Here is an 18,658-nt window from a genome sequence, read left to right as displayed (position 1 = left end):
AGTCCGCCCTCGAACCAGCACTCACCACAGGATATACATAAATATGCATGTTAATAGCCAGGATTAATAACCCACCGTAATTCTTTTAACGCGAAGTCCTTATAAGGTGAGGGATTAACCGCGAGAGGTGGTTAAAATGGTCAGGTACATGGTTACATCTGCGTTGCCTTACGCTAACGGGCCGATTCACGCTGGACATCTAGCTGGAGCGTACCTGCCGGCTGACATCTTCGTGCGCTATCTCCGCCTAAAGGGCGAGGAAGTTCTCTTCATCTGCGGAACGGACGAACATGGAACGCCGATAACATTCCGCGCGCTCAAGGAAGGGAGAAGCCCGAGGGAGATCGTCGACGAGTTCCACGAGCACATAAAGACCACCTTCGAGAGGGCAAAGATAAGCTTCGACTTCTTCGGCAGAACGGAGCTTCCCGTCCACTACGGGCTGAGTCAGGAGTTCTTCCTCAAGGCCCTTGAGAACGGCCACCTCGTCAAAAAGGTCACCAAGCAGGCCTACTGCGAGCATGACAAGATGTTTCTCCCGGACAGGTACGTCATCGGCACCTGCCCCTACTGCGGCGCCGAAAACCAGAGGGGAGACCAGTGTGAGGTCTGCGGGCACCCGCTAACGCCCGAAATCCTCATCAACCCGCGCTGCAATATCTGTGGCAACCCAATAACCTTCAAGGATTCAGCGCACTACTACATCCGCATGCAGGACTTCGAGGAAAGGCTTAAGAAGTGGGTTGAAAGCCAGGAGCACTGGAAGCCCAATGTTAGAAACACCGTCCTCGGCTGGATAAACGAGGGGCTTGAGGAGAGAGCTATAACGCGCGACCTCGACTGGGGTATTCCCGTTCCTCTGGATGATGAGGACGTGAAGGGAAAGGTCCTCTACGTCTGGTTCGAGGCTCCGATAGGATACATCAGCATAACCATCGAGCACCTAAAGAGGGAAGGAAAGGAGAACGAGTGGAAGAAGTTCTGGCTCAACCTCGATGGTGAAACAAAGGTCATTCACTTCATCGGGAAGGACAACATCCCGTTCCACGCGATATTCTGGCCTGCCTTCCTAATGGCCTACGGCAAGTACAGAGATGAGGAAGTCGAGGCCGAGTGGAACCTGCCCTACGACATCCCCGCGAACGAGTACCTCAACCTTGAGGGCAAGAAGTTCTCAACGAGTAGGAACTGGGCGATATGGGTTCACGAGTTCCTCGACGTCTGGCCCGCTGACTACCTGAGGTACTACCTCACCGCCATAATGCCCGAGACGAGGGACAGCGACTTCTCCTTCGAGGACTTCAAGAAGAAGATCAACGAGGAGCTTGTGAACAACCTCGGTAACTTCGTTCACAGGGCTATGACCTTCGTTAACAGGTACTTTGACGGCGTCGTCCCGGAGAGAGGAGAGCTGAACGACCTCGACAGACAGGCCTTTGAGGAGATAGAGAAAGCCTTCAAGGAGACTGGAGAGCTAATCTCCAACTACCGCTTCAAAGACGCTTTAAAGAGGGTCATGGAGCTGGCCATATTCGGAAACCGCTACTTCGACTACCAGAAGCCGTGGAAGACCGCTAAGGAGAACCGCGAGAGGACGGCAACGACCGTCAACGTCTCGCTCCAGATCGTCAAGGCCCTTGGAATACTCCTCGAGCCGTTCCTGCCAGATGCCAGCGAGAAGATATGGCACCTCCTAAACCTCGAGGAAGTCAAGAAGTGGAGCTTTGAAGAGCTCCCAGCCGGGCACAGGGTAAGGAAGGCCTTCCCGATGTTCAGGAAGGTAACTGACGGGGAGATAATATACTTCATAGTGAACTACATCGGCAGGGGCAACCCGGACAGCGCGAAGATTCTCCTAAACAAGTACTACAAGCAGGAAGACGTCGTTAAGGTCACCCTTGAGCGCTTCGGAGAGAAGAGGAAGGACGAAGCTCTAGCGCTCCTTAAGTCAATCTACGGTGATGAGTTCAAGGGCGAAAAGCCCGAAAAGGCCGGTAAGGCCGAGAAAAAGGAGAAGGTTAAGGAGGGTAAAAAGATGGAGTACGTGAGTTTTGACGAGTTCGCCAAGCTGGACTTGAGGGTTGGAAAGATAATAGAGGTCAATGACCACCCGAACGCGGACAGGCTCTACGTTGTCAAGGTTGACCTTGGGGACGAGGTCAGGCAGCTCGTAGCCGGGCTTAAGAAGTATTACAAGCCCGAAGAACTTCTCAACCGCTACGTCGTCATCATAGCCAACCTCGAACCCAAGAAGCTCCGCGGCGTGGAGAGCCAGGGGATGCTGCTGGCAGCGGACGACGGCGAGCGCGTTGCCCTGCTCATGCCGGACAAAGAGGTAAAGCTCGGGGCAAGGATAAGGTAAAAAATCAGAGGGTCAGCTCGACCCAGTTTTCTCTTCCCTTTTTGTACACCCTTACGAGTCCCTGCTTCTCAAGCCGCTGGAACATCCTCCAGGCGGTTGTCTTTGGTATTCCAAGCTCGTTCCTGACGTCAGACTGTCTGGCCACGCCCCCGCGGTCGTAGATGTAGAGAAGGGCTTTCTTTTCTTCGTCGTTGAGGTTCATTGAGTCAAGCTTTTTCTCAAGCTCCTCTCTGTTTATTTTTTGTACTATGCTAGTGGTATCATCGCTGTTTTCATTGCCGCCTGTCTTGCCCTTGAAATACCACAGAGCCCCCACTACCACAGCTAACAGCACAACAAGGACACCTATCAATACTAGGCTCGAGCTACCACCTTTGCTGGAAGTTGTGGAGGATTCACTGACGCCTGCCGTAGTTGTGGAAGAAGTACTCGATTGACTTTGAGGCGTTGTCTGGGTGGATGTTGATGTTGACGTCTCTGTCTCGGTTGGAGGAGGTAAGATATAGGAGACGCTTATGTTTCCTGGGGGCATAACTAAATATTCGTCCGTTATTTCAACTGGGATCTCGCTCAGGTCAACTATAATCGCCCCCTCGGGGAGAACTATCTTAACCGGAACGTCCGAACTGAAAGCAACAGTCCAGACTTCCCCCGATTTCGAGGTAATGGACGCGGTATAGTAGGTTATGTTAGCAACTGTTGCACTGCCCATTATTTCAAGAGTGGATCCATTGACGTTGTAGAATAGGGGCTCACCGTTTTTGTCAAGAACCAGAAGGGCATCAACCTTATCGGAGAGGAGCGGGACAACGTTAACAACAGAATAGTTATCGAGGGCAACGAGTTCCTCGACCCTGACGTACCCGGTTGGGTCAACTGTTACTTCCAGCGAAACAACCTCCTGGGCCTTCACAAATGAGGAGATTAAAAATAGAAACACAAATAGGGCTACTGCCACTCTTTTCACCTTTTCATCCCTCCCGAAAAAGGTAGTAAAAAGGGATTATAGTCTTTACGGCCTTTCAGAGCTGTGGGCTTTGTCGTGTCCTCTGCCAGGGTTGGGGGTAATCGGTGGCTTCCACGGCAGGTTGCCCATTCTCATGTTCTTCATCAGTAGTATTCTAATTTCCATAAGTTTTCTGTTGATTTCGACGAGGAGCTCCTGGACTCTCTCACGATCGCCCCGTAGGGAGGCTTGTTCGAGTTCCCTTCTGAGTGCCTTTAGTTCCTGTATCTTTTCCGTCAAGTTTGCTATGACGTTCCTGTTCTCTCTTATCCTGGACATATTCTCGATAACAGCCTCGTTTATTCCCATCAGCTTAGGCATCAGCTCGTCGAGCGCTTTGAGCTGCCTGCCAACGGCCTTAACTGCCTGAACCTTGAAAGTCCGCGAAGTCACCAGGATTATCTGCCTGTGGAGTTCCGCTCTAGCCTGTACCAGTTCTGGAAAGTCCTCTTTTAGAAGGGTGAAGTTGCCACTCGTCAGGTCTTCTTCAACTTTCTCCACAAGGGTTTTAGTCAGGTTGTATGCCGAGACGAACTCGGGGGTAACGTTGGTGCGGTTCATTATCAGCTCGGCGTACTTAAGCTCCCTCACTGCCATCTCAAGCTGCACTCTCACGGCATTCTGGAGCTTCCACATCTCCATTCCAGGTGAAGTCTCTTTTTCCTCTTCCCCGGCAGCCGCACCTTGCTTCAGCGTCATTATGACCTCTTTATAGAGGTGCATGGCCTCAATGGCGTACCTGACCGTTTCAGTGTGATTTCCTGACCTGTAAGCTTCCCAGGCCTTTTCCCTGAGCTCGTTTGCCCTGTTGTAAACCGAGAGTGTCTCATTGCTCACGTTGGATGTGCTGATCCGTTGCGCAGTGTAGTTGGCGAGCCTGTCCACGACCTTCAGCAGGCCGAGAGTTGAGTTTGCTGCACTGTTGGTCTCATTGTTAACATCATCTCTGAGAACTTCACTCTCACCGCTGCTGGATGTTACACTGTCCGCCAGTACCACGGCGCCCGTTGATGCCAGCATGATCATAACCATAAAGAGGGCAACTACTTTCTCCTTCATATCCCATCACCATATTCAAGTGTGCCCCATAAGGTTATTAGGAATTCGGGAGAAACGAGGTGTTTAAACGTTTCCAAATGTTCCAGCCAGCGAAAACAAAGATCACAATGCTCATCAGACTTTTCCATGCTTTTCTAGTTCCCTAACAAGCAAAGCGACGTTGCAGATGCCTTCTAGTATGCTTCCAAAACCGGGGTTCTCACCGAACTGGGCGAAGAGGCTTCCGAAATTGGGGTGCCAGGCATCAACCTGCTTTCTGCCCTTGGCCGTAATGATGTAGATTACCCAGCCTTTATCTTCTAGCATCTCCACCAGTTTCCAGGCATTGGTCATGTCTTTCTCGTCCTTTACCTCAATCCCAAATTCCTCGCGGACTTTTTCAAACAGCTCGTTCATTTTACATCACCCCGCCTCAAACCACCAGAGTTTGTCTAAAGGAGCATTCTAACCGCCACTATCGCAAGTAGCGCGGCAAATCCTGCTCTCAGTGACCTTGGGTTGACCCTTGAAACGGTCTTTGCGCCAAGTCTCGCCCCCATAATCAGTCCCGGGGCCAAAAAGAGAACGATGTTGGGCTGAACATGACCCAGGCGCCAGTGTTCGAAAGTTCCGGCCAGGGCAGTGAAGAGCAGTGCGAGACTCGACGTTCCAACCGCATATTTGATCGGAATCCCGACAAGGGTGTGGAAGAGCGGGACGTTCAAGATACCCCCACTGACACCCAACAGTCCCGAAACCAGTCCCGAAACCAGCCCGACCAGGGGGACGTTCCTGTACTCTATTTTGCCCTTCTCCATTTCACAGTCTCCTTTCTTTGAGCGGAGCATTGCGACTGCGAGATACAAGAGAAGCACTCCAAAAACAACCCTCAAAAGTCGTTCAGGGAGATGTGAAGAAAGATAAGCGCCTAGGATAGCGGAGGGGATGGAAAACATCTCCTTGAGGAGAACGACTCGGTAAAGAACCCTTCCACTCCTAAGGTGAGTGTAAGCCGAGGCCAGAGCACTTATGGAGATGCAGGCCAGGCTCGTACCTATTGCCTTGTGGATTGGAACGCCGAGGATTACCAGGGAGGGCACCAGGAGGAAGCCCCCACCAACACCGAAAAGTCCAGCGACAAAGCCTATCACAAGCCCCAGGATCAAATAAGTAATCAAACCCACTTTTCTGTTACCCCCCGCGATATTTTAGCACTACAAACCCCCTGTAATCCATGACCTTAACGAAGCCCCTCCTGAGGTAGTACTCGTAGGCCTCAAGGTTGGGGAACGTTATGATGTACGGATCCTTTCCGAGGTTTTTAAGTCTCTCTATTGCGAAGCCCAAAAGCTTTGAACCGTAGCCCTTTCCCTTGTAATCAGGGTGAACCATAAAGAACTCAATGAGGCCCGTCTTTTCGTCCTTTATCTCCTCAGGTACCCACCATACGTCTTTGCCTTCAAGGTTGTAAACGAGGGCAACGGTTCCCGCGATCTTTCCATCGTTATCCCTGAGAACGTAGAGCTCGTCGAATTCCTTTCCGAGCCTGAACTCAAGGAATGGTTCATAAACCTTCTTAAAGCCATCAAAATCGTCGGGAGAAGGCTTATTTTCCACCCATTCAAGGGCCGGATAGGCCCCATTTGTTGACTGGTAAACCCTGAAGACGAACTTCAGGAGCTCGTCCTTGAGGGAGAGCGGGTTTTTGACCCTTTCAATTCTCATGGTATCACCTCTGCCATTTTCGCACTACTTTAAAAGAGGCTTTTGGTTCGAAGGGAAAGCTTAAATATTAGGAAAACCTAACTAATCTGGTGATAACCATGAACTATCTGGAGATAAAAGTGCTCGATGAGAACGGTGAGGGGAAGCCCCTGAAGGACTTCGTCCTCGGAAGGTGGACGGTTCTCTACTTCTACCCAAAGGACAACACTCCCGGCTGCACCACAGAGGCAGAGGAGTTCAGCGAGCTCATTGAAGAGTTTGAAAAGCTCGGCGTCCAAGTCATCGGTGTCTCCCGTGATTCCCCCGGGAGCCACAGGAAGTTTAGGGAGAAGCATAACCTCAAGGTCAAGCTCCTGAGCGACCCGAACGCGGAGCTACATAAGGCACTCGGAGCTTGGGGCAAGAAGAAGAGGTATGGGAAGGAGTACGAGGGGGCGATAAGGAGCACATTCATTCTAAATCCAGAAGGAGAGATCGTCTGGAAGAAAATAAACGTGAGGGCAAAAGGACACGCGGCCAAGGTTCTCGAAGAAGTCAAAAAGCTAATAGGGAGTGAGGAGTAAAGTAAGGTGGTGATATCATGAACGAGCTTGAAGCCCTAGCCCTGGCCCTTGAGGTCGAGAAGAACGAGCTTAAGTTCTACCTGAAGCTCGCAAGAAAAACAACCGATGAGAGGGCCAGAAAGATGTTCCTCTTTTTGGCGAAGGAAGAGGCCGAGCACTGGGACCTCTTTGAGGAGAAGTTCGTTGAGAGGCTCATTGAGAAGTGCGAACTCCCTCCTGTGGACAAAGAGCTCGCCCAAAAGCTGATCGTCGAGGAGCCCGAGACCCTCAGCGAGGTCGAGGCAGTGAAGATCGGCATGGAACAGGAGAAGCTCACCTGGGAGTTCTACGAGAAGGCCGCGAAGGAGGCCGAACACGAGAGCGTCAGGAGACTCTTTGAAGAGCTGGCCAAGGTGGAGAAGGGCCACTACGAGCTTCTGAAGGCCCAGTACGACTCTGTCATGCAGACGGGCATATGGATGGACTACCAGGACTTCAGCCTTGAGGTGGACTGATCTATCTTTCAACGAGCACGTTAACGAGCTTTACTTCTTTTCCCAGCTTCCTTTTTAGTGCCTCAATGATCTCGGGGTCGTTAACGTCGATGACCCTTTCATCCTCGATGATGTTTATGTGGGGTTCCGTGTTGATTTCAACTCTCGTTTCTCCCCCAACGGAGAACAGCTCAACAAGACCGAGTTCTTTAAGGGTTAGGATATTGGAATAAAGCGTTGAGAAGCTAACGGTCGGAAAATCCTCTCTAATTCTCTCAAGAAGGGTGTTAAGCGAGGGATGCTCGCTTCCAATCTCGTTTAAGACTTCAATCAGCTTCAACCTCTGGGGCGTCATCTTGTAGCCCTTCTTCCGAAGCATTTCAACGGCTTTTTCCTTCCACATGTTTGGGGGATATGCCCCTCCAGTTTATAAGCCTTCCTAATTAGAAATTATTTCTAAATAGAAAAGTTTATCTGGTGAAACCAATGTCAGAACACAACAGAAGGCTCGTCGAGAAGGCAGGCATAGATGTGGAGAAGCTTTTGGACATGCTTCTGAGGGCGGCCGCGGCGGAGTTTACAACATACTACTATTACACCGTCATGAGAAATCACGCGACCGGTCTTGAAGGAGAGACCATAAAGGAGATCGTTGAGGACGCTCGTCTTGAGGACAGAAACCACTTCGAGGCCCTCGTTCCAAGAATATACGAACTCGGCGGAGAACTTCCGAGAGACATCGTGAACTTCTCGAAGATGGCCTGGTGCTGCGATGCCTACCTTCCCGAGGAGCCGACGATTGAGAACGTCCTGAAGGTTCTTCTTGAGGCTGAGAGGTGCGCCGTTGGGGTTTATACAGAGATATGCAACTATACATTCGACAAAGACCCAAGAACCTACGACCTGGCTCTGGCGATCCTCCACGAGGAGATAGAGCACGAGGCATGGTTTGAGGAGCTTTTGACCGGGAAGCCGAGCGGCCACTTCAGGAGAAGCAAGCCCGGAGAAAGCCCCTACGTATCCAAGTTCTTGAGGTAAAGGGTTATTAAGTCTGAGCTCGATATTTGTGTGGTGGTACCATGCTCGCGAAATACCCATTTGAACTCCCGAAGGACAGGCCCCTAACCAAGACAGAGATAGCCCAGGCCCTCCGCTGGGCAATCGAGGCCGAACTCGACGCCATAAACATCTACGAACAGCTCGCCGCTGGAATTGAGGACGAGAAAATAAAGCATATCTTCCTCGATGTGGCAAACGAGGAGAAAGAGCACTTTGGGGAGTTCCTCGCGGCTCTCTTCGAGGTTGACGAGGAGCTGGCCAAGTACATGAAAGAGGGCTTCAAGGAAGTTGAGGAGGAGACCGGGATAAAGGTCAAGCTCTGACCCTGCCGGTTTCTCAACGTTTTTTGTTTTGATTTCATATTCTTGTTAAACACGCCTATGAGACTGAAAAGAAGGCCCCCTCCAGCTACACAGACGGTCTAGCCAAAATACGGGGCCAAGGACTCCGGTACACCAAGGTCGAGGAGATAGTCGGCAGGATAGCAATTGACACCATCATCCACAAGCACCTCATGGAGGCCATTCTAAACGCCCAGAAGGAGCTTGAGAAGCTTGCTGGTGAGGGCCCGCTGGAGGAGGTAAAAGACGTCGAGCTCTCCGTTGAACAGAAAGCACTCGTAAAGCGCTTCGCCGAGATGCACCTTGAGATAGAGAAGGACATGATACAGACTTACCAGAAGATGGCCGTGAAGATGACCCACCCGCCCTTCAAGAGCCTGGCTGAGGCCATAGTGGAAAACGAGAGAGAGCACCATAGGCTCCTGGCGGAGCTGATAGCTAAGTACAAGGAGTGAATTTAGCAGGACATTTATTTTTCTTTCAGCTCTTTGAGTATTTCAAACTCGCCCTTTAACCGCTCGTAGTGAGAACCTTCCACGGCCGCGAGGCTCAGGTAAATTTTTTTGAGCTCTTCCATTTTCTCTTCCTCTGCAAGGCGCTCGTATATCCTCTTCGCCAGCAGTTCGCTCTCCATTGCAAGCTGGAGCACTTCAAAAACGTCTTCAGCTCTCTCAAATTTCTCCAGGAGCGGTGCGACCTCGATAGGTGGAATGTCGGGCGGAATGGGCTCTTCCCCGTAATTCCGGAGGAACATCTTTCTTAGCGTGTCTCCGTGCTCTTTAGACTCCTTTGAGAGGCAGATGAATGTCTCAATGAGGGATTCCGAAAGGCCGAGTTCTCTTGCCCTCCGGGCCAGTTCTCTGTACATATCAGCCTCATCGTACTCCCCCTTGATCCAGTAGGCCAGAAGTGACTTCTCGTCCAGCTTTTTGAGTTCGTGCATTATTGACTCAAGGTCGTCGGGGCTAAAGGCTCCACCCCCCAATGCTACCACCTTTGGGAGTTTGTTTCTTCTGACTTTAACTTTTCCGTTTCCGTTCGAAGAACTGACTAACAATGCTTTAAGTAGGAACAAGCGTTAAATAACACAAACGCAAATTATTGGAGGTGATCAGTGATGTTTGACCTTGATAAGCCGCTCCCCTACGTGGGAGTAACCCCGATTCAGGTGATAACTGCGATAACAGTACTGATAGTGGGCTACATCGTGGCAAAGATCGTCGTCAGCATGTTCAAGAAGGGCCTGAAGAAGACAAAGCTCCCGGAGCTCGTCGTGGAGTTCCTTGGGAGGTTCCTCAGCGCACTCCTCTACGTGGCGGTGATACTGCTGGCCGTGAGGGCGCTGGGCATCGAAGTCGGTTCGGTGGTTCTTGGCCTGTCGGCGGTCATAGGCCTGATCTTGGGCTTCGGTATGCAGGACACGTTAACAAACTTAGCAGCCGGCGTCTGGATTGCAGCCCTCAGACCGATTGACATGGGTGAGGTCGTTGAGGTGGCTGGAAAGGTCGGTAAGGTCAACGCCGTCGGCATAATGAGCACTGAACTCTTAACTCCCGACAACGTGCTCATAACGATCCCCAACAAGCTCGTCTGGGGCAACGTAATAACCAACTACACCAGGATGCCAACTAGAAGGGTTGACGTCAACGTCGGCGTCGCCTACGGAACGAACCTCGACAAGGCCATTAAGATCGCCATGGACCTCATGCAGAACCACCCGAAGGTTCTCAAAGACCCGGCTCCGACGGTGGTTATAACTGAGCTCGCAGACTCGTCAATAAACCTCCAGCTCAGGGCGTGGGCTAAGACCGAAGACTACTGGGCCGTCAAGGGAGACCTCACCAAGGGCATCTACGAGGCCTACATGAAGGAGGGCATCGAGATACCGTTCCCGCAGATGGATGTCCACATCAAGGAGATGCCGAAGTAAAGCTTTAATTAGAGTTTTCTCTTTTTGTTTATTCAAAACTTCAACCTTGTCGAAGTTTTTAAAAGGGACATTCGTTTAAGAGCCACGAAACACAAAGAGAGCACCTCCAAAGAGGAGAAGAACGAGAAACCTCTCAGAAGAACTTCCCGAACATGTATTGCGGAATCGGGCACTGGACTATCCTTCTCGACCAGAGGCAGTCGGCACAGCTCGGCTCGTTGCCCCAGCAGTCTATATCGGTCGTCTTGACGAAGTCGCAAGCTTCCCTTAGGTCACAGTCGGTGCAGGAGGGGTACATGTAGTTCTTCATCGTGAAGCGGAACCATGTGTACTTCTCGCTCGTCCAGATGTCGGCTAAACTCTGCTCCCTGACGTTGCCGAAGGAGTAGGCGTTGACCTTCTTCTCCCTGCCGAAGATGTACTCCTTATAGGTGTGGAGGAAGCGGTAGCAGGGAGCAACCTCACCGTCCCACCTGACAACTGCGACGTTGTTCTCGTCGAAGTCGCACTGCCTTTCTGTCTTCAGTTCGAACTTTGGTAGCTTTATGTAGAGACCGTTGTGGGCGATCTTGTACAGCTCGTCCAGTATGGGCGTCATATCAACGCTCCCATCATAGACTATGTCATCGACCTGTTCCGGGGTGAGCGGGAGCAGGTTCGAGACGAGCATGGCATCGACCTTCATATCGAGCAGAAACTTAGCCATCTCAGGAAGCTGTTGGTAGTTCTCCTTTGTAACCACGACCTCGACGCCTATGCTCGGCCTATGGGTTCCGTACTCCTCGCGGTACCTGACGAGCTTTCGTATTTTGTCCGCTGTCACGGCGGACGTTATGTGACCGAGGGTTATGGCGTTCTGAGCCGTCGGAACCGTGTCCATCGAGAAGTAAATTAGGTCAACTCCGATCTTCGCGAACTCCCTCATCATTTCATCGGTGAGGAGTGTCCCGTTGGTGCTTATCCCAAGGGCGAAGCCGCGCCTCTTGACGTCCCTGACCATGTCCATAAAGCGTGGATGAACCGTTGGCTCACCAATGCCGCCGAAGTAAATCATTCTAAGCTCGGGGAAAGCCTCAGCGTCGTCGAGTATCTTCAGGAAGAGGTTCCAGTCCATATCTCCTTCAGTGTCTTCCCAGTACTGCTTGAAGCACATCTCACACTTCAGGTTGCAGCGGCTGGTGATCTCTACGTAGAGATACTTCATGTCGAGCTTCGGCTTAACTATGACCTTCCCGTCCCAGAGGGTAAAGGTGTACTCCTTGTTTGGAGCGAACTTTATCGCCACCTCAACCGCCTCCCGCCGGCGGGAATATGCTTACGGTGTCGTCTTCCTTCAAAGGAGTGTCGAGGCCCTGAAGGTGCTCGATGTTCTTTCCGTTGACGAGGATTATGTAGCCTTGTTCAAGCTCTTTCTTGAACCCCGGGAACATTCTGTCAAGTTCATTGAGAAGCTCTCTCACCGTCTTCGGGCCGCTTATTTCAAGCTTTCTCTTTCCAGTGAACTCGATGAGGGTCGCGAACAGCTTAACCAGCACGTGAACCACCTTAAAGCAAGTTCTTAACATAGGAACATAAAAGAGTTATTGGACAAAAATGTGAAAATGGAATCAGAGGAACTCGGCGATGCCGAGCTCTTCCGCTTTCTCCCTTGGGATCCTTCCGTCCTCTGTCCAGCCGCGCAGCTTGTAGTAGCGCGGCAGCATCTCCTTAAGCCTGACGACGTGGCCCTTGTTCGGCCCTTCGGGCATCGGCTCCTCAAGGAACCTCTTAGGCAGGGTCTCGTCCTTAGCAGGGTCTAGGCCTGCCTTGAGGTTGAATAGCCTTTCAGCGTTCCATATTCTCTCTCCAATCTTGAGGTAATCCTCAGTGGAGAAGTCCCAGCCGAGAGCGGCATTGAGCATGTCGCGGTAGTCGTCCGCTCCAAGGCCGAAGGTCGTAAAGAGACAGAGACCTGCGGCGTCAATGAGCGCACTGAGATCCTGGAAGAGGATGAGCATCTTCACCTTCTCGTCGCTTATGTCGTGCGGGTCCATCTTGTACGGGTAGCCGAGGATCTCGGGGCTTATCATGTAGTTCTTGATGTGGCAGCCGCCGCGGTTGTTGGTGGCATAGCCGAGACCGTGTCCCTCGGCTCCACGCGGGTCGTAGGCAGGAAGCTCAAGCTTCTTGACGCTCATTGAGAACTCCGGGTGGCCGTACATCTCAGCGAAGCGGTAGCTTCCCTCCGCCAGCTTGTCACCGAGATCCTTCCTGTAGGCTATCTTCTCTATGTAGTAGTGGAGAACCTCGGTGTTGCCCCACCTGAAGGGCGGAGCGTCCCCAAGCTCATCGTCCGTGAGGTAGCCCTTCTCGTAGAGCTCCATAGCCGCTGCAAGCGTTCCACCAGTCGAGATAGTGTCAAGACCGAACTCGTCGCACTGGTGGTTGGCCTCTATGATGCTCGCGAGGTCGTTTATGCCGAGGTTGGCACCGAGCGCCCAGATGCTCTCGTACTCAGGCCCCTCCGTCACGCCGAGGGTCGGGAGCTTGTTGACCCTACCACAACCGATCGGACAGGCGTAGCACGGCTGGTTCCTTATGAGGTACTTGGCAGTCATCGCCTCACCGCTCTGCTCATAGGCGTGCTCAAAGACACCGGTCTGGAAGTTTCTAGTTGGATAGAGGCCGTTCTCGTTGATTATGTTGACCAGAACAGCCGTACCGTACTTCGGAAGTCCGCCTCCAGCAACGGGGTCATTCCTAAGCTTGTTGATTTTCTCCCTCACAACCAGCATGAACTTCTGCTTGTCCGCTATTGGAACGCGCTTGCTTCCCTCAACGGCAATGGCCTTGAGCTTCTTGCTTCCCATAACGGCTCCAACGCCAGCCCTACCAGCGGCGCGGTGGCCGTCGTTCATAATAGCTGCGAACTTAACGAGGTTCTCACCTGCCGGACCGATGCTCGCTATGTGGAGCTTGTTGCTTCCAATCTCCTTCTTTATCGCAGCCTCAGTCTCGCTCACCACCTTGCCCCAGAGGTGGGAGGCATCGCGTATCTCAACGTGGTCATCCTTGATGTAGATGTAAACGGGCTTCTCGGACTGGCCCTCAACGACGATAGCATCCCAGCCAGCGAACTTAAGCTCCGCACCGAAGTATCCGCCAGAGTTCGCCATGGTTATGAAGCCCGTCTGCGGGCTCTTCGTAACGACGTTGTATCTGCCCCCAGTGGGGGCGCTCGTACCAGTTAGCGGGCCAGGGGTTATGATCAGCTTGTTCTCTGGCCCGAGCGGGTCTGCCTTCGGGTCCATCTCCTTCAGGAGGAGGTAGATGGCCAGACCCCTGCTCCCGAGCCACTTCTTGGCAAGCTCTTCACCGTACTCCTCAACTTTGACCTCTCCTGTGGAGAGGTTCACGCGCAGAAATCTTCCCCAGTTGCCGTACATAAAAACACCTCGGAACATATAAGTACATCGAAGTATATAAGAGTTTAGGAAAACACAATTTGATACTTTCTTGGATGATGTAAAACGGATTAGTTATCCAAATTGCCAAGAGCAAAAATTTAAACGAGCCCCTGTGTAACAGAACCATAATGACAGAGCTCTTCAACTCAAAACTCTGCGCCATATGCAAGGGCAGGAAGCTCCTCTGCGGGAGACCGACATGTCCGATACTAGAGCGGTTCAGGGTAGCCCAAAGCGTGGAGAAAAAACTCAACAAAAGACATCTCTTCGGCTCTTCTCCGCCGAGCATTTTCGTTGGGGAACATGGCTACCCAAAGGTCAGGATAGGGCCGCTTGTGCCGCCGATCGAGGGCAACACGAGCCATCTGGACAGCCCGCTCAAGTGGGAAAACAAAACGATAAAGGACATCCTCTACTACCGCTCCCTTCTGGTGATGGGGGAAACGAGGGCAGACGTCAGCGTCAGAAAGAGCGGAAGAGTTTTAGGCGAGATTCAAGAGCTGGCGATGAGCATAAGGCCAGTGGACAGCGAAGTTATCCTGAAAAGGAAGCCCGTCGTCAAGGTCGTTCCGAGCGAGTTCGCTCCGCCGCTCGGGCCGAGGGCAGAGCTCCTTGATTTTGAGCTAACGGAGAACCCAAAGATACCGCGCAGAACTGACTACGTTGTGGGTGACGAGCTAAAGGCCGAACAGGCCATAATGAGGCTCTACAACTGGGGCTTTGACGAGTACTACATCATAAGGCTCCTCTCCGCTGGACTGCTTGGGATTGACAGAAAGCTGGTTCCAACGAGATGGAGCATCACAGCAGTTCAGGACACGATCGGGAAGAACCTGAGAAGGGAAATCCTGGGCTATCCAGAGATCAACTCCTACGAGGTGTACTTCCACGAGTTCCTCGGGAACCGCTATGCGGTCCTTTTGATGCCCCAAAGCTACGCCTTTGAGCTCCTTGAGGTCTGGCTGAAGGGCTCGCTCTTCGGGAGTGCCGAACCCCAAGTCATCCACGACTACGAGGACTTCAGGGGAATCAAAGGTTATGCCAAGGAGACGACTGGAGCATACTACGCGGCCAGGCTTAGCGTTCTTGAACACCTGAGGAAGAGAAGGAGGCAGGCGAGGATAATCGTCTTCCGCGAGGTAACGCCTGCATACTACGCACCCGTCGGGGTGTGGCAGATAAGGGTAGGTGTCAAAAAAGCCCTTGAGAACCCAATTGGCAAGTTTGAGATACTCAACGAGGCCCTAGAGGCCGTGAGGAAGCTCCTCGAACACCCGCTTGAGAGGTACCTCCAGAGGAGCTACATCCTCGGCCACCTCGCGAAGCAGAAAACTTTAGACCAATGGCTGGGAAAGGTTTTAACGTGATCACCCAACCGGATGATGAGCCTTCCATCCCACCGATCGGTGAGGAGTGCACGTCAGTCTGACGGTGGTTTGTATGAAGAACGGGGATATTAAAGAGCTCAAAAGAATGGCCGAAGAAGTGAGAAAGCTGAGGGAAGAGCTTGAGAGACTCAGTAAGACCCTTGAAAAGATCGAGAAAGCACAGAAGGAGGAGGAAGAGTGAGGAAAAAGCTCACCCTCATAAGCCTCGACGGAAACGGAGTCTACAACCTCAAGCACATGCCCTTCCTAAGCGAGCTCGCCGAAAACGGGGAGTTTGCGGTCGTCGATTCAATATTCCCAACGCTGACAGATTTAGTCCACACGAGCGTCATGACCGGTGTATGGCCAAGGGATCACGGCGTCGTCGAGAACGGCTACTACGACAGGATAGCCGACAGGAAGGTGAACTTCTACGAATACGAGGTGGCTTTTAATCCCCATAAGGTCATCAAAGCCCCCACGATAGTTGACATCCTGAGGGGAAAAGGTGTTAGGACTGCGTCAGTTTCGGGCTACACGATGCCGCCCTTCAGTGGCACTGACGTTAGGATATTCCCGCCATTCTTCGCGAGCAACGAGATGTACAGGAAGCACGGGCGGGACTGGAGGAAGGACGTTTGGGTTCTCAACTCGGCGCTCTACCTCTACGAGGAGTGCAAACCGGACCTCCTGCTCGTTCACTTCGCCTCAATAGACGGAATGCAGCACGATCACGGGCCTCTAAGCGAGGGGGCGATGAAGGCCGTCGAGACGGTAGATACGGCCGTGAGAACCCTCTGGGAGAGGCTGAAAGATGAGTACGTCTTCATAATCTTCGCCGACCACGGGCAGGAAGAGGTGCACACGTGGGTGAACCTGAAGACATACCTTAAAGAGAGGGGGATTGACGTTCTGAGAGTCTCCTCTGGTGGAGGCGTCCACGTCTACCTCAAAGACCCCAATCAAAGCGAAGAAGCCTTCGAAGCCCTCAGACGGGCGCCTGGGGTCAAGGAAGTTTTCTTCAGGGAGGAGCTTCCGCACTTAGACAATCCAAACAGCGGCGAGCTCATAGTTTCGGCGAAGCCCGGCTACTGGTTTTGCTCTCACAGGATGTGCAGAGGGGTTAAAGGAGCGAGCCACTGGGTAAGAGGGATGCACGGTTCGATGAACAAGCCCGTGATGAAAGTTCCGCTCGTACTCTGGGGCTTTGAGAACGTTGAACTTGATGAACCGAGCCTTATGGACATTGCACCTACGGTTCTGAAGTTCTTTGGGATTGAGAAGCCGATGAATATGGTTGGGAAGAGTTTGATAAGATGAAATTAACCCAGTCTCGTACTTTTTGCTGTTAGACTTTTCGATCATTTTCCTGCTCAAAGCGTTAAGATGACGTAAGATGCCATAACAATTGCATTGTTGATGGTAAACTCCGACTAAGGGAGAAGGGTTATATATCGAGTGGGCCATAGGCTAAGTTGGAGGAAGCATTATGGACATTTCAGAAGAGATTGAGAAACATATCAAAATCGCAGAGGAAGAACTCTCCTCGGCATACCTCTTACTGGAAAACGGAAAGCTCAGAGATTCCATAAGCAGAGCATACTACTCAATGTTCCATGCTGCTAAAGCCCTACTTCTCCTGAAAGGAATTAACCCGCGGAAGCATTCTGGAGTTATCAGGATGTTTGGCCTTCACTTTGTTGATAGTGGTTTTATTGAAAGGACTTATGCAAAATACCTTACCTACGCATTCTCGCTCAGATCAAAAGCTGACTACGATGTCTATTACGAACCAACTCACGAGGAAGCGGAAAACGTAGTTGAGACCGCCGAACGTTTCTTGGAGAGAATTAAAAGTGTTCTGGAGGAGATCAAAAATGGACAAGAAAGCCCAGGCCCTTAACGAGTTTTTAAGGCGTTTAAAGGAACGATTTGGAAGCTCAATAGAGGAGGTCTTTCTATTCGGTTCCTATGCTAGGGGAGATTACGATGAGGAGAGCGACATTGATGTCCTGATAGTTGGGGAAATTGATTTTGACGAGGTGATTGAGCTGGTAACGGATGTGCTCCTCAGATACGGAGAACTAATAAGCCCAGTACTCCTCAAGCCGGATGAATTCAAAAAGAGAAACGACAGCTTTATAAAAACGGTAAAAGCCGAAGGTATACCTCTTGAGATTTAACCAGTTCCCCCTCCAATATCCAAGTACGGCCCCCTCTTCATCCTCCTGAGCTGGCGGAAGTAGGCATCTTCCTCAAGCCACTCCTCTATCAGTTCATCGAGCTTCATCGTGAGGGATGTCGGCGTTGTCGTCGCGTAGATAACTCCCCTAAAGCCGAGGGACTTCATCTTTCCCAGCGCTTCCTTGACTTCGTCGTTGCTTAAATCGTGCATGAGGAAGAACTTCCTCTCGTGCCAGTTCCCACTTCCTTTGAGCGAGTCCGCTTTCTCCACTATCTCCTTAAGAACCCAATCGCGGCAGTAGCTCGGTATCTCGTAGACGGGGACACCGTTAAAGGTCTCTCTGATTAGGTTTACCTCATCCTCAGAGAACCCTATCAGGAATATCATCTTACCACCAGTGGGACTCAGTTTTGAGACTTAAAAAGCGTTTGGAAATGCTAAAGCCACTCTATCCTCACCTTGTCCTCGACGGCCTTGAACTCCTCATCGCCCGTTACCAACGTGGCGTTAAGATCTATAGCCGTTGCAACGGCGAATGCATCGGCGTAGCTGAACCTGTGGAAGGCTTTTATTCTACCTGCAATGAGCGAGAGCCTTTCATCAACGGGAACGAAGAGTATGGGCATCCTCTTCAGGTTTGCAACTATAAAGTCCGCAGTGTTGAGGTCTTTCCTTCTGGCTATTATGTAGTAGACCTCGCCAAGATTGACGACGTTCATATAGAGCTCCAGCTTACCGTTCTCAGCTTCTTTGAACATGTCCCTGATCTTCTCTGCACCCCTTTCGTGAAGAAGATAGGCAAGGACAGCGTAGCTGTCGAGCACTACTCTCTCCATTTTCTGGCCTCCAGTTCCCGTTCCTCCTCCCTCACTTCCCTCATGACATCCTTGAGGGGCTTGTCAAACTTTAGAATCCCCATAAGGTCAACGTTCTTTTTCACGGGCACTATAACAATCTCATCGCCAAAGTCTAGCACCTCAACCTCGTCTCCCGGGTTGATGCCCAGCTTCTCGCGGATGGATTTGGGTAAAACTATCTGGCCCTTTGAGGAAACTTTTACAGTAACCATCTTACTTTCACCAGAATAGTTTTACCTCTGGGCCATAAAAACATTTCCCAGAGCGATAGGCTAGATGTAGAAAAGGCACAAACAAGGGGAGAAT

Annotated in this window: 25 protein-coding genes; 12 read left to right on the top strand and 13 right to left on the bottom strand. The window is 51.6% G+C overall.

Annotated elements, in window-relative coordinates; translation table 11 throughout:
• Nucleotides 1-136 precede the first annotated feature (136 nt).
• On the top strand, nucleotides 137-2,362 hold the full coding sequence (metG, locus tag ACZ5TN_RS00830) for a methionine--tRNA ligase (RefSeq protein WP_464916870.1): 2,226 nt from the start codon (nucleotides 137-139) through the stop codon (nucleotides 2,360-2,362).
• 4 nt (nucleotides 2,363-2,366) lie between these two features.
• On the opposite strand, the gene ACZ5TN_RS00825 is transcribed toward metG, so the two are convergent.
• The 5 genes from ACZ5TN_RS00825 to ACZ5TN_RS00805 all read right to left on the bottom strand — a co-directional run bounded on the left by ACZ5TN_RS00825 (nucleotide 2,367) and on the right by ACZ5TN_RS00805 (nucleotide 6,131).
• Nucleotides 2,367-3,320, bottom strand: coding sequence for a helix-turn-helix transcriptional regulator (locus tag ACZ5TN_RS00825; protein ID WP_048053703.1), 954 nt, complete (start codon nucleotides 3,318-3,320; stop codon nucleotides 2,367-2,369).
• 54 nt (nucleotides 3,321-3,374) lie between these two features.
• A complete protein-coding gene (locus ACZ5TN_RS00820) occupies nucleotides 3,375-4,427 on the bottom strand; it encodes a hypothetical protein (RefSeq protein WP_464916869.1) in 1,053 nt (350 codons plus the stop codon).
• Nucleotides 4,428-4,541: 114 nt separating this feature from the next.
• Entirely contained in the window at nucleotides 4,542-4,823 is a 282-nt protein-coding gene (locus tag ACZ5TN_RS00815) for a hypothetical protein (RefSeq protein ID WP_011250003.1), read from the bottom strand.
• A gap of 35 nt (nucleotides 4,824-4,858) precedes the next feature.
• Nucleotides 4,859-5,590: a sulfite exporter TauE/SafE family protein gene (locus ACZ5TN_RS00810; protein WP_011250004.1), complete on the bottom strand. Its 732-nt coding sequence runs from the start codon at nucleotides 5,588-5,590 to the stop codon at nucleotides 4,859-4,861.
• A 7-nt stretch (nucleotides 5,591-5,597) separates the two neighbouring features.
• Nucleotides 5,598-6,131 (bottom strand): GNAT family N-acetyltransferase, encoded by a 534-nt coding sequence (locus ACZ5TN_RS00805; RefSeq protein WP_011250005.1) that lies wholly within the window; start codon nucleotides 6,129-6,131, stop codon nucleotides 5,598-5,600.
• A 98-nt stretch (nucleotides 6,132-6,229) separates the two neighbouring features.
• On the opposite strand from ACZ5TN_RS00805, the gene ACZ5TN_RS00800 reads away from it, so the two are divergent.
• Together ACZ5TN_RS00800 and ACZ5TN_RS00795 are read left to right on the top strand one after the other, a co-directional pair.
• A complete protein-coding gene (locus ACZ5TN_RS00800; protein ID WP_464917422.1) occupies nucleotides 6,230-6,694 on the top strand; it encodes a peroxiredoxin in 465 nt (154 codons plus the stop codon).
• Nucleotides 6,695-6,711: 17 nt separating this feature from the next.
• Complete coding sequence (locus tag ACZ5TN_RS00795; RefSeq protein WP_011250007.1) at nucleotides 6,712-7,188, top strand: ferritin-like domain-containing protein; 477 nt, start codon at nucleotides 6,712-6,714, stop codon at nucleotides 7,186-7,188.
• Between the two features lies 1 nt (nucleotide 7,189).
• Here ACZ5TN_RS00795 and ACZ5TN_RS00790 read toward each other — a convergent pair whose 3' ends face one another.
• Entirely contained in the window at nucleotides 7,190-7,570 is a 381-nt protein-coding gene (locus ACZ5TN_RS00790; RefSeq protein WP_464916868.1) for a Fur family transcriptional regulator, read from the bottom strand.
• A gap of 83 nt (nucleotides 7,571-7,653) precedes the next feature.
• Here ACZ5TN_RS00790 and dps point away from each other — a divergent pair, with 83 nt between their 5' ends.
• The 3 genes from dps to ACZ5TN_RS00775 all read left to right on the top strand — a co-directional run bounded on the left by dps (nucleotide 7,654) and on the right by ACZ5TN_RS00775 (nucleotide 9,022).
• A complete protein-coding gene (gene dps / locus ACZ5TN_RS00785; protein WP_011250010.1) occupies nucleotides 7,654-8,205 on the top strand; it encodes a DNA protection during starvation protein in 552 nt (183 codons plus the stop codon).
• A gap of 41 nt (nucleotides 8,206-8,246) precedes the next feature.
• Complete coding sequence (locus ACZ5TN_RS00780) at nucleotides 8,247-8,549, top strand: ferritin family protein (RefSeq protein WP_464916867.1); 303 nt, start codon at nucleotides 8,247-8,249, stop codon at nucleotides 8,547-8,549.
• A 191-nt stretch (nucleotides 8,550-8,740) separates the two neighbouring features.
• Nucleotides 8,741-9,022 carry a hypothetical protein gene (locus tag ACZ5TN_RS00775; RefSeq protein ID WP_464916866.1) on the top strand — a complete coding sequence of 94 codons (282 nt, stop codon included), beginning with the start codon at nucleotides 8,741-8,743 and terminating at the stop codon, nucleotides 9,020-9,022.
• 14 nt (nucleotides 9,023-9,036) lie between these two features.
• On the opposite strand, the gene ACZ5TN_RS00770 is transcribed toward ACZ5TN_RS00775, so the two are convergent.
• Nucleotides 9,037-9,561, bottom strand: coding sequence for a ferritin-like domain-containing protein (locus ACZ5TN_RS00770; RefSeq protein WP_464916865.1), 525 nt, complete (start codon nucleotides 9,559-9,561; stop codon nucleotides 9,037-9,039).
• 123 nt (nucleotides 9,562-9,684) lie between these two features.
• Between ACZ5TN_RS00770 and ACZ5TN_RS00765 the strand changes: the two genes are divergently transcribed.
• Complete coding sequence (locus tag ACZ5TN_RS00765) at nucleotides 9,685-10,497, top strand: mechanosensitive ion channel family protein (protein ID WP_464916864.1); 813 nt, start codon at nucleotides 9,685-9,687, stop codon at nucleotides 10,495-10,497.
• Between the two features lie 133 nt (nucleotides 10,498-10,630).
• Here the strand turns inward: ACZ5TN_RS00765 and ACZ5TN_RS00760 are convergent, their stop codons facing one another.
• The 3 genes from ACZ5TN_RS00760 to aor form a co-directional block, all read right to left on the bottom strand.
• Nucleotides 10,631-11,701, bottom strand: a complete 1,071-nt coding sequence (locus ACZ5TN_RS00760) for a tungsten cofactor oxidoreductase radical SAM maturase (protein WP_464917421.1) — start codon at nucleotides 11,699-11,701, stop codon at nucleotides 10,631-10,633.
• Nucleotides 11,702-11,783: 82 nt separating this feature from the next.
• Nucleotides 11,784-12,032: a MoaD/ThiS family protein gene (locus tag ACZ5TN_RS00755; protein WP_011250016.1), complete on the bottom strand. Its 249-nt coding sequence runs from the start codon at nucleotides 12,030-12,032 to the stop codon at nucleotides 11,784-11,786.
• A gap of 72 nt (nucleotides 12,033-12,104) precedes the next feature.
• The gene (gene aor, locus ACZ5TN_RS00750) at nucleotides 12,105-13,922 is read right to left on the bottom strand and encodes an aldehyde ferredoxin oxidoreductase (protein WP_011250017.1); all 1,818 of its coding nucleotides are present in this window, start codon (nucleotides 13,920-13,922) and stop codon (nucleotides 12,105-12,107) included.
• A 149-nt stretch (nucleotides 13,923-14,071) separates the two neighbouring features.
• Here aor and ACZ5TN_RS00745 point away from each other — a divergent pair, with 149 nt between their 5' ends.
• From ACZ5TN_RS00745 to ACZ5TN_RS00725, 5 genes are all read left to right on the top strand, one after another.
• Nucleotides 14,072-15,310 (top strand): Nre family DNA repair protein, encoded by a 1,239-nt coding sequence (locus ACZ5TN_RS00745; protein ID WP_464916863.1) that lies wholly within the window; start codon nucleotides 14,072-14,074, stop codon nucleotides 15,308-15,310.
• Nucleotides 15,311-15,383: 73 nt separating this feature from the next.
• Nucleotides 15,384-15,512 (top strand): hypothetical protein, encoded by a 129-nt coding sequence (locus ACZ5TN_RS00740; protein WP_367884475.1) that lies wholly within the window; start codon nucleotides 15,384-15,386, stop codon nucleotides 15,510-15,512.
• Nucleotides 15,509-16,630, top strand: a complete 1,122-nt coding sequence (locus tag ACZ5TN_RS00735; protein WP_464916862.1) for an alkaline phosphatase family protein — start codon at nucleotides 15,509-15,511, stop codon at nucleotides 16,628-16,630. Before ACZ5TN_RS00740 ends, ACZ5TN_RS00735 begins: the two co-directional genes overlap by 4 nt.
• Before the next feature lie 169 nt (nucleotides 16,631-16,799).
• Entirely contained in the window at nucleotides 16,800-17,213 is a 414-nt protein-coding gene (locus tag ACZ5TN_RS00730; RefSeq protein ID WP_054840031.1) for a HEPN domain-containing protein, read from the top strand.
• A complete protein-coding gene (locus ACZ5TN_RS00725; protein WP_464916861.1) occupies nucleotides 17,188-17,493 on the top strand; it encodes a nucleotidyltransferase domain-containing protein in 306 nt (101 codons plus the stop codon). The genes ACZ5TN_RS00730 and ACZ5TN_RS00725 overlap by 26 nt, the downstream gene beginning before the upstream one ends.
• Here the strand turns inward: ACZ5TN_RS00725 and ACZ5TN_RS00720 are convergent.
• From ACZ5TN_RS00720 to ACZ5TN_RS00710, 3 genes are read right to left on the bottom strand one after another with little or no spacing between them, the layout of a single operon-like run.
• A complete protein-coding gene (locus ACZ5TN_RS00720; RefSeq protein WP_464916860.1) occupies nucleotides 17,490-17,882 on the bottom strand; it encodes a DUF3783 domain-containing protein in 393 nt (130 codons plus the stop codon). The genes ACZ5TN_RS00725 and ACZ5TN_RS00720 overlap by 4 nt on opposite strands.
• Nucleotides 17,883-17,932: 50 nt before the next feature.
• Complete coding sequence (locus ACZ5TN_RS00715; RefSeq protein WP_464916859.1) at nucleotides 17,933-18,331, bottom strand: PIN domain-containing protein; 399 nt, start codon at nucleotides 18,329-18,331, stop codon at nucleotides 17,933-17,935.
• On the bottom strand, nucleotides 18,319-18,564 hold the full coding sequence (locus tag ACZ5TN_RS00710; RefSeq protein WP_464916858.1) for an AbrB/MazE/SpoVT family DNA-binding domain-containing protein: 246 nt from the start codon (nucleotides 18,562-18,564) through the stop codon (nucleotides 18,319-18,321). Before ACZ5TN_RS00710 ends, ACZ5TN_RS00715 begins: the two co-directional genes overlap by 13 nt.
• Between the last annotated feature and the right edge of the window lie 94 nt (nucleotides 18,565-18,658).

It is taken from the genome of Thermococcus sp. JCM 11816 (assembly GCF_055396515.1).
The sequence above is the reverse complement of the archived record's forward strand: the minus strand, read 5'-3'. Positions and strand labels throughout refer to the sequence as shown.

Excerpts from the sequence above, each read along its gene's own strand:
- ACZ5TN_RS00740 (WP_367884475.1), top strand. The coding sequence starts at position 15,384 with ATGAAGAACGGGGATATTAAAGAGCTCAAAAGAATGGCCGAAGAAGTG.
- ACZ5TN_RS00710 (WP_464916858.1), bottom strand. The coding sequence starts at position 18,564 with ATGGTTACTGTAAAAGTTTCCTCAAAGGGCCAGATAGTTTTACCCAAA.
- ACZ5TN_RS00720 (WP_464916860.1), bottom strand. The coding sequence starts at position 17,882 with ATGATATTCCTGATAGGGTTCTCTGAGGATGAGGTAAACCTAATCAGA.
- ACZ5TN_RS00820 (WP_464916869.1), bottom strand. The coding sequence starts at position 4,427 with ATGAAGGAGAAAGTAGTTGCCCTCTTTATGGTTATGATCATGCTGGCA.
- ACZ5TN_RS00765 (WP_464916864.1), top strand. The coding sequence starts at position 9,685 with ATGTTTGACCTTGATAAGCCGCTCCCCTACGTGGGAGTAACCCCGATT.
- metG (WP_464916870.1), top strand. The coding sequence starts at position 137 with ATGGTCAGGTACATGGTTACATCTGCGTTGCCTTACGCTAACGGGCCG.
- aor (WP_011250017.1), bottom strand. The coding sequence starts at position 13,922 with ATGTACGGCAACTGGGGAAGATTTCTGCGCGTGAACCTCTCCACAGGA.
- ACZ5TN_RS00725 (WP_464916861.1), top strand. The coding sequence starts at position 17,188 with ATGGACAAGAAAGCCCAGGCCCTTAACGAGTTTTTAAGGCGTTTAAAG.
- ACZ5TN_RS00790 (WP_464916868.1), bottom strand. The coding sequence starts at position 7,570 with ATGTGGAAGGAAAAAGCCGTTGAAATGCTTCGGAAGAAGGGCTACAAG.
- ACZ5TN_RS00715 (WP_464916859.1), bottom strand. The coding sequence starts at position 18,331 with ATGGAGAGAGTAGTGCTCGACAGCTACGCTGTCCTTGCCTATCTTCTT.
- ACZ5TN_RS00730 (WP_054840031.1), top strand. The coding sequence starts at position 16,800 with ATGGACATTTCAGAAGAGATTGAGAAACATATCAAAATCGCAGAGGAA.
- ACZ5TN_RS00795 (WP_011250007.1), top strand. The coding sequence starts at position 6,712 with ATGAACGAGCTTGAAGCCCTAGCCCTGGCCCTTGAGGTCGAGAAGAAC.
- ACZ5TN_RS00805 (WP_011250005.1), bottom strand. The coding sequence starts at position 6,131 with ATGAGAATTGAAAGGGTCAAAAACCCGCTCTCCCTCAAGGACGAGCTC.
- ACZ5TN_RS00775 (WP_464916866.1), top strand. The coding sequence starts at position 8,741 with ATGGAGGCCATTCTAAACGCCCAGAAGGAGCTTGAGAAGCTTGCTGGT.
- ACZ5TN_RS00815 (WP_011250003.1), bottom strand. The coding sequence starts at position 4,823 with ATGAACGAGCTGTTTGAAAAAGTCCGCGAGGAATTTGGGATTGAGGTA.
- ACZ5TN_RS00760 (WP_464917421.1), bottom strand. The coding sequence starts at position 11,701 with ATGAAGTATCTCTACGTAGAGATCACCAGCCGCTGCAACCTGAAGTGT.
- ACZ5TN_RS00780 (WP_464916867.1), top strand. The coding sequence starts at position 8,247 with ATGCTCGCGAAATACCCATTTGAACTCCCGAAGGACAGGCCCCTAACC.
- ACZ5TN_RS00745 (WP_464916863.1), top strand. The coding sequence starts at position 14,072 with ATGACAGAGCTCTTCAACTCAAAACTCTGCGCCATATGCAAGGGCAGG.
- dps (WP_011250010.1), top strand. The coding sequence starts at position 7,654 with ATGTCAGAACACAACAGAAGGCTCGTCGAGAAGGCAGGCATAGATGTG.
- ACZ5TN_RS00800 (WP_464917422.1), top strand. The coding sequence starts at position 6,230 with ATGAACTATCTGGAGATAAAAGTGCTCGATGAGAACGGTGAGGGGAAG.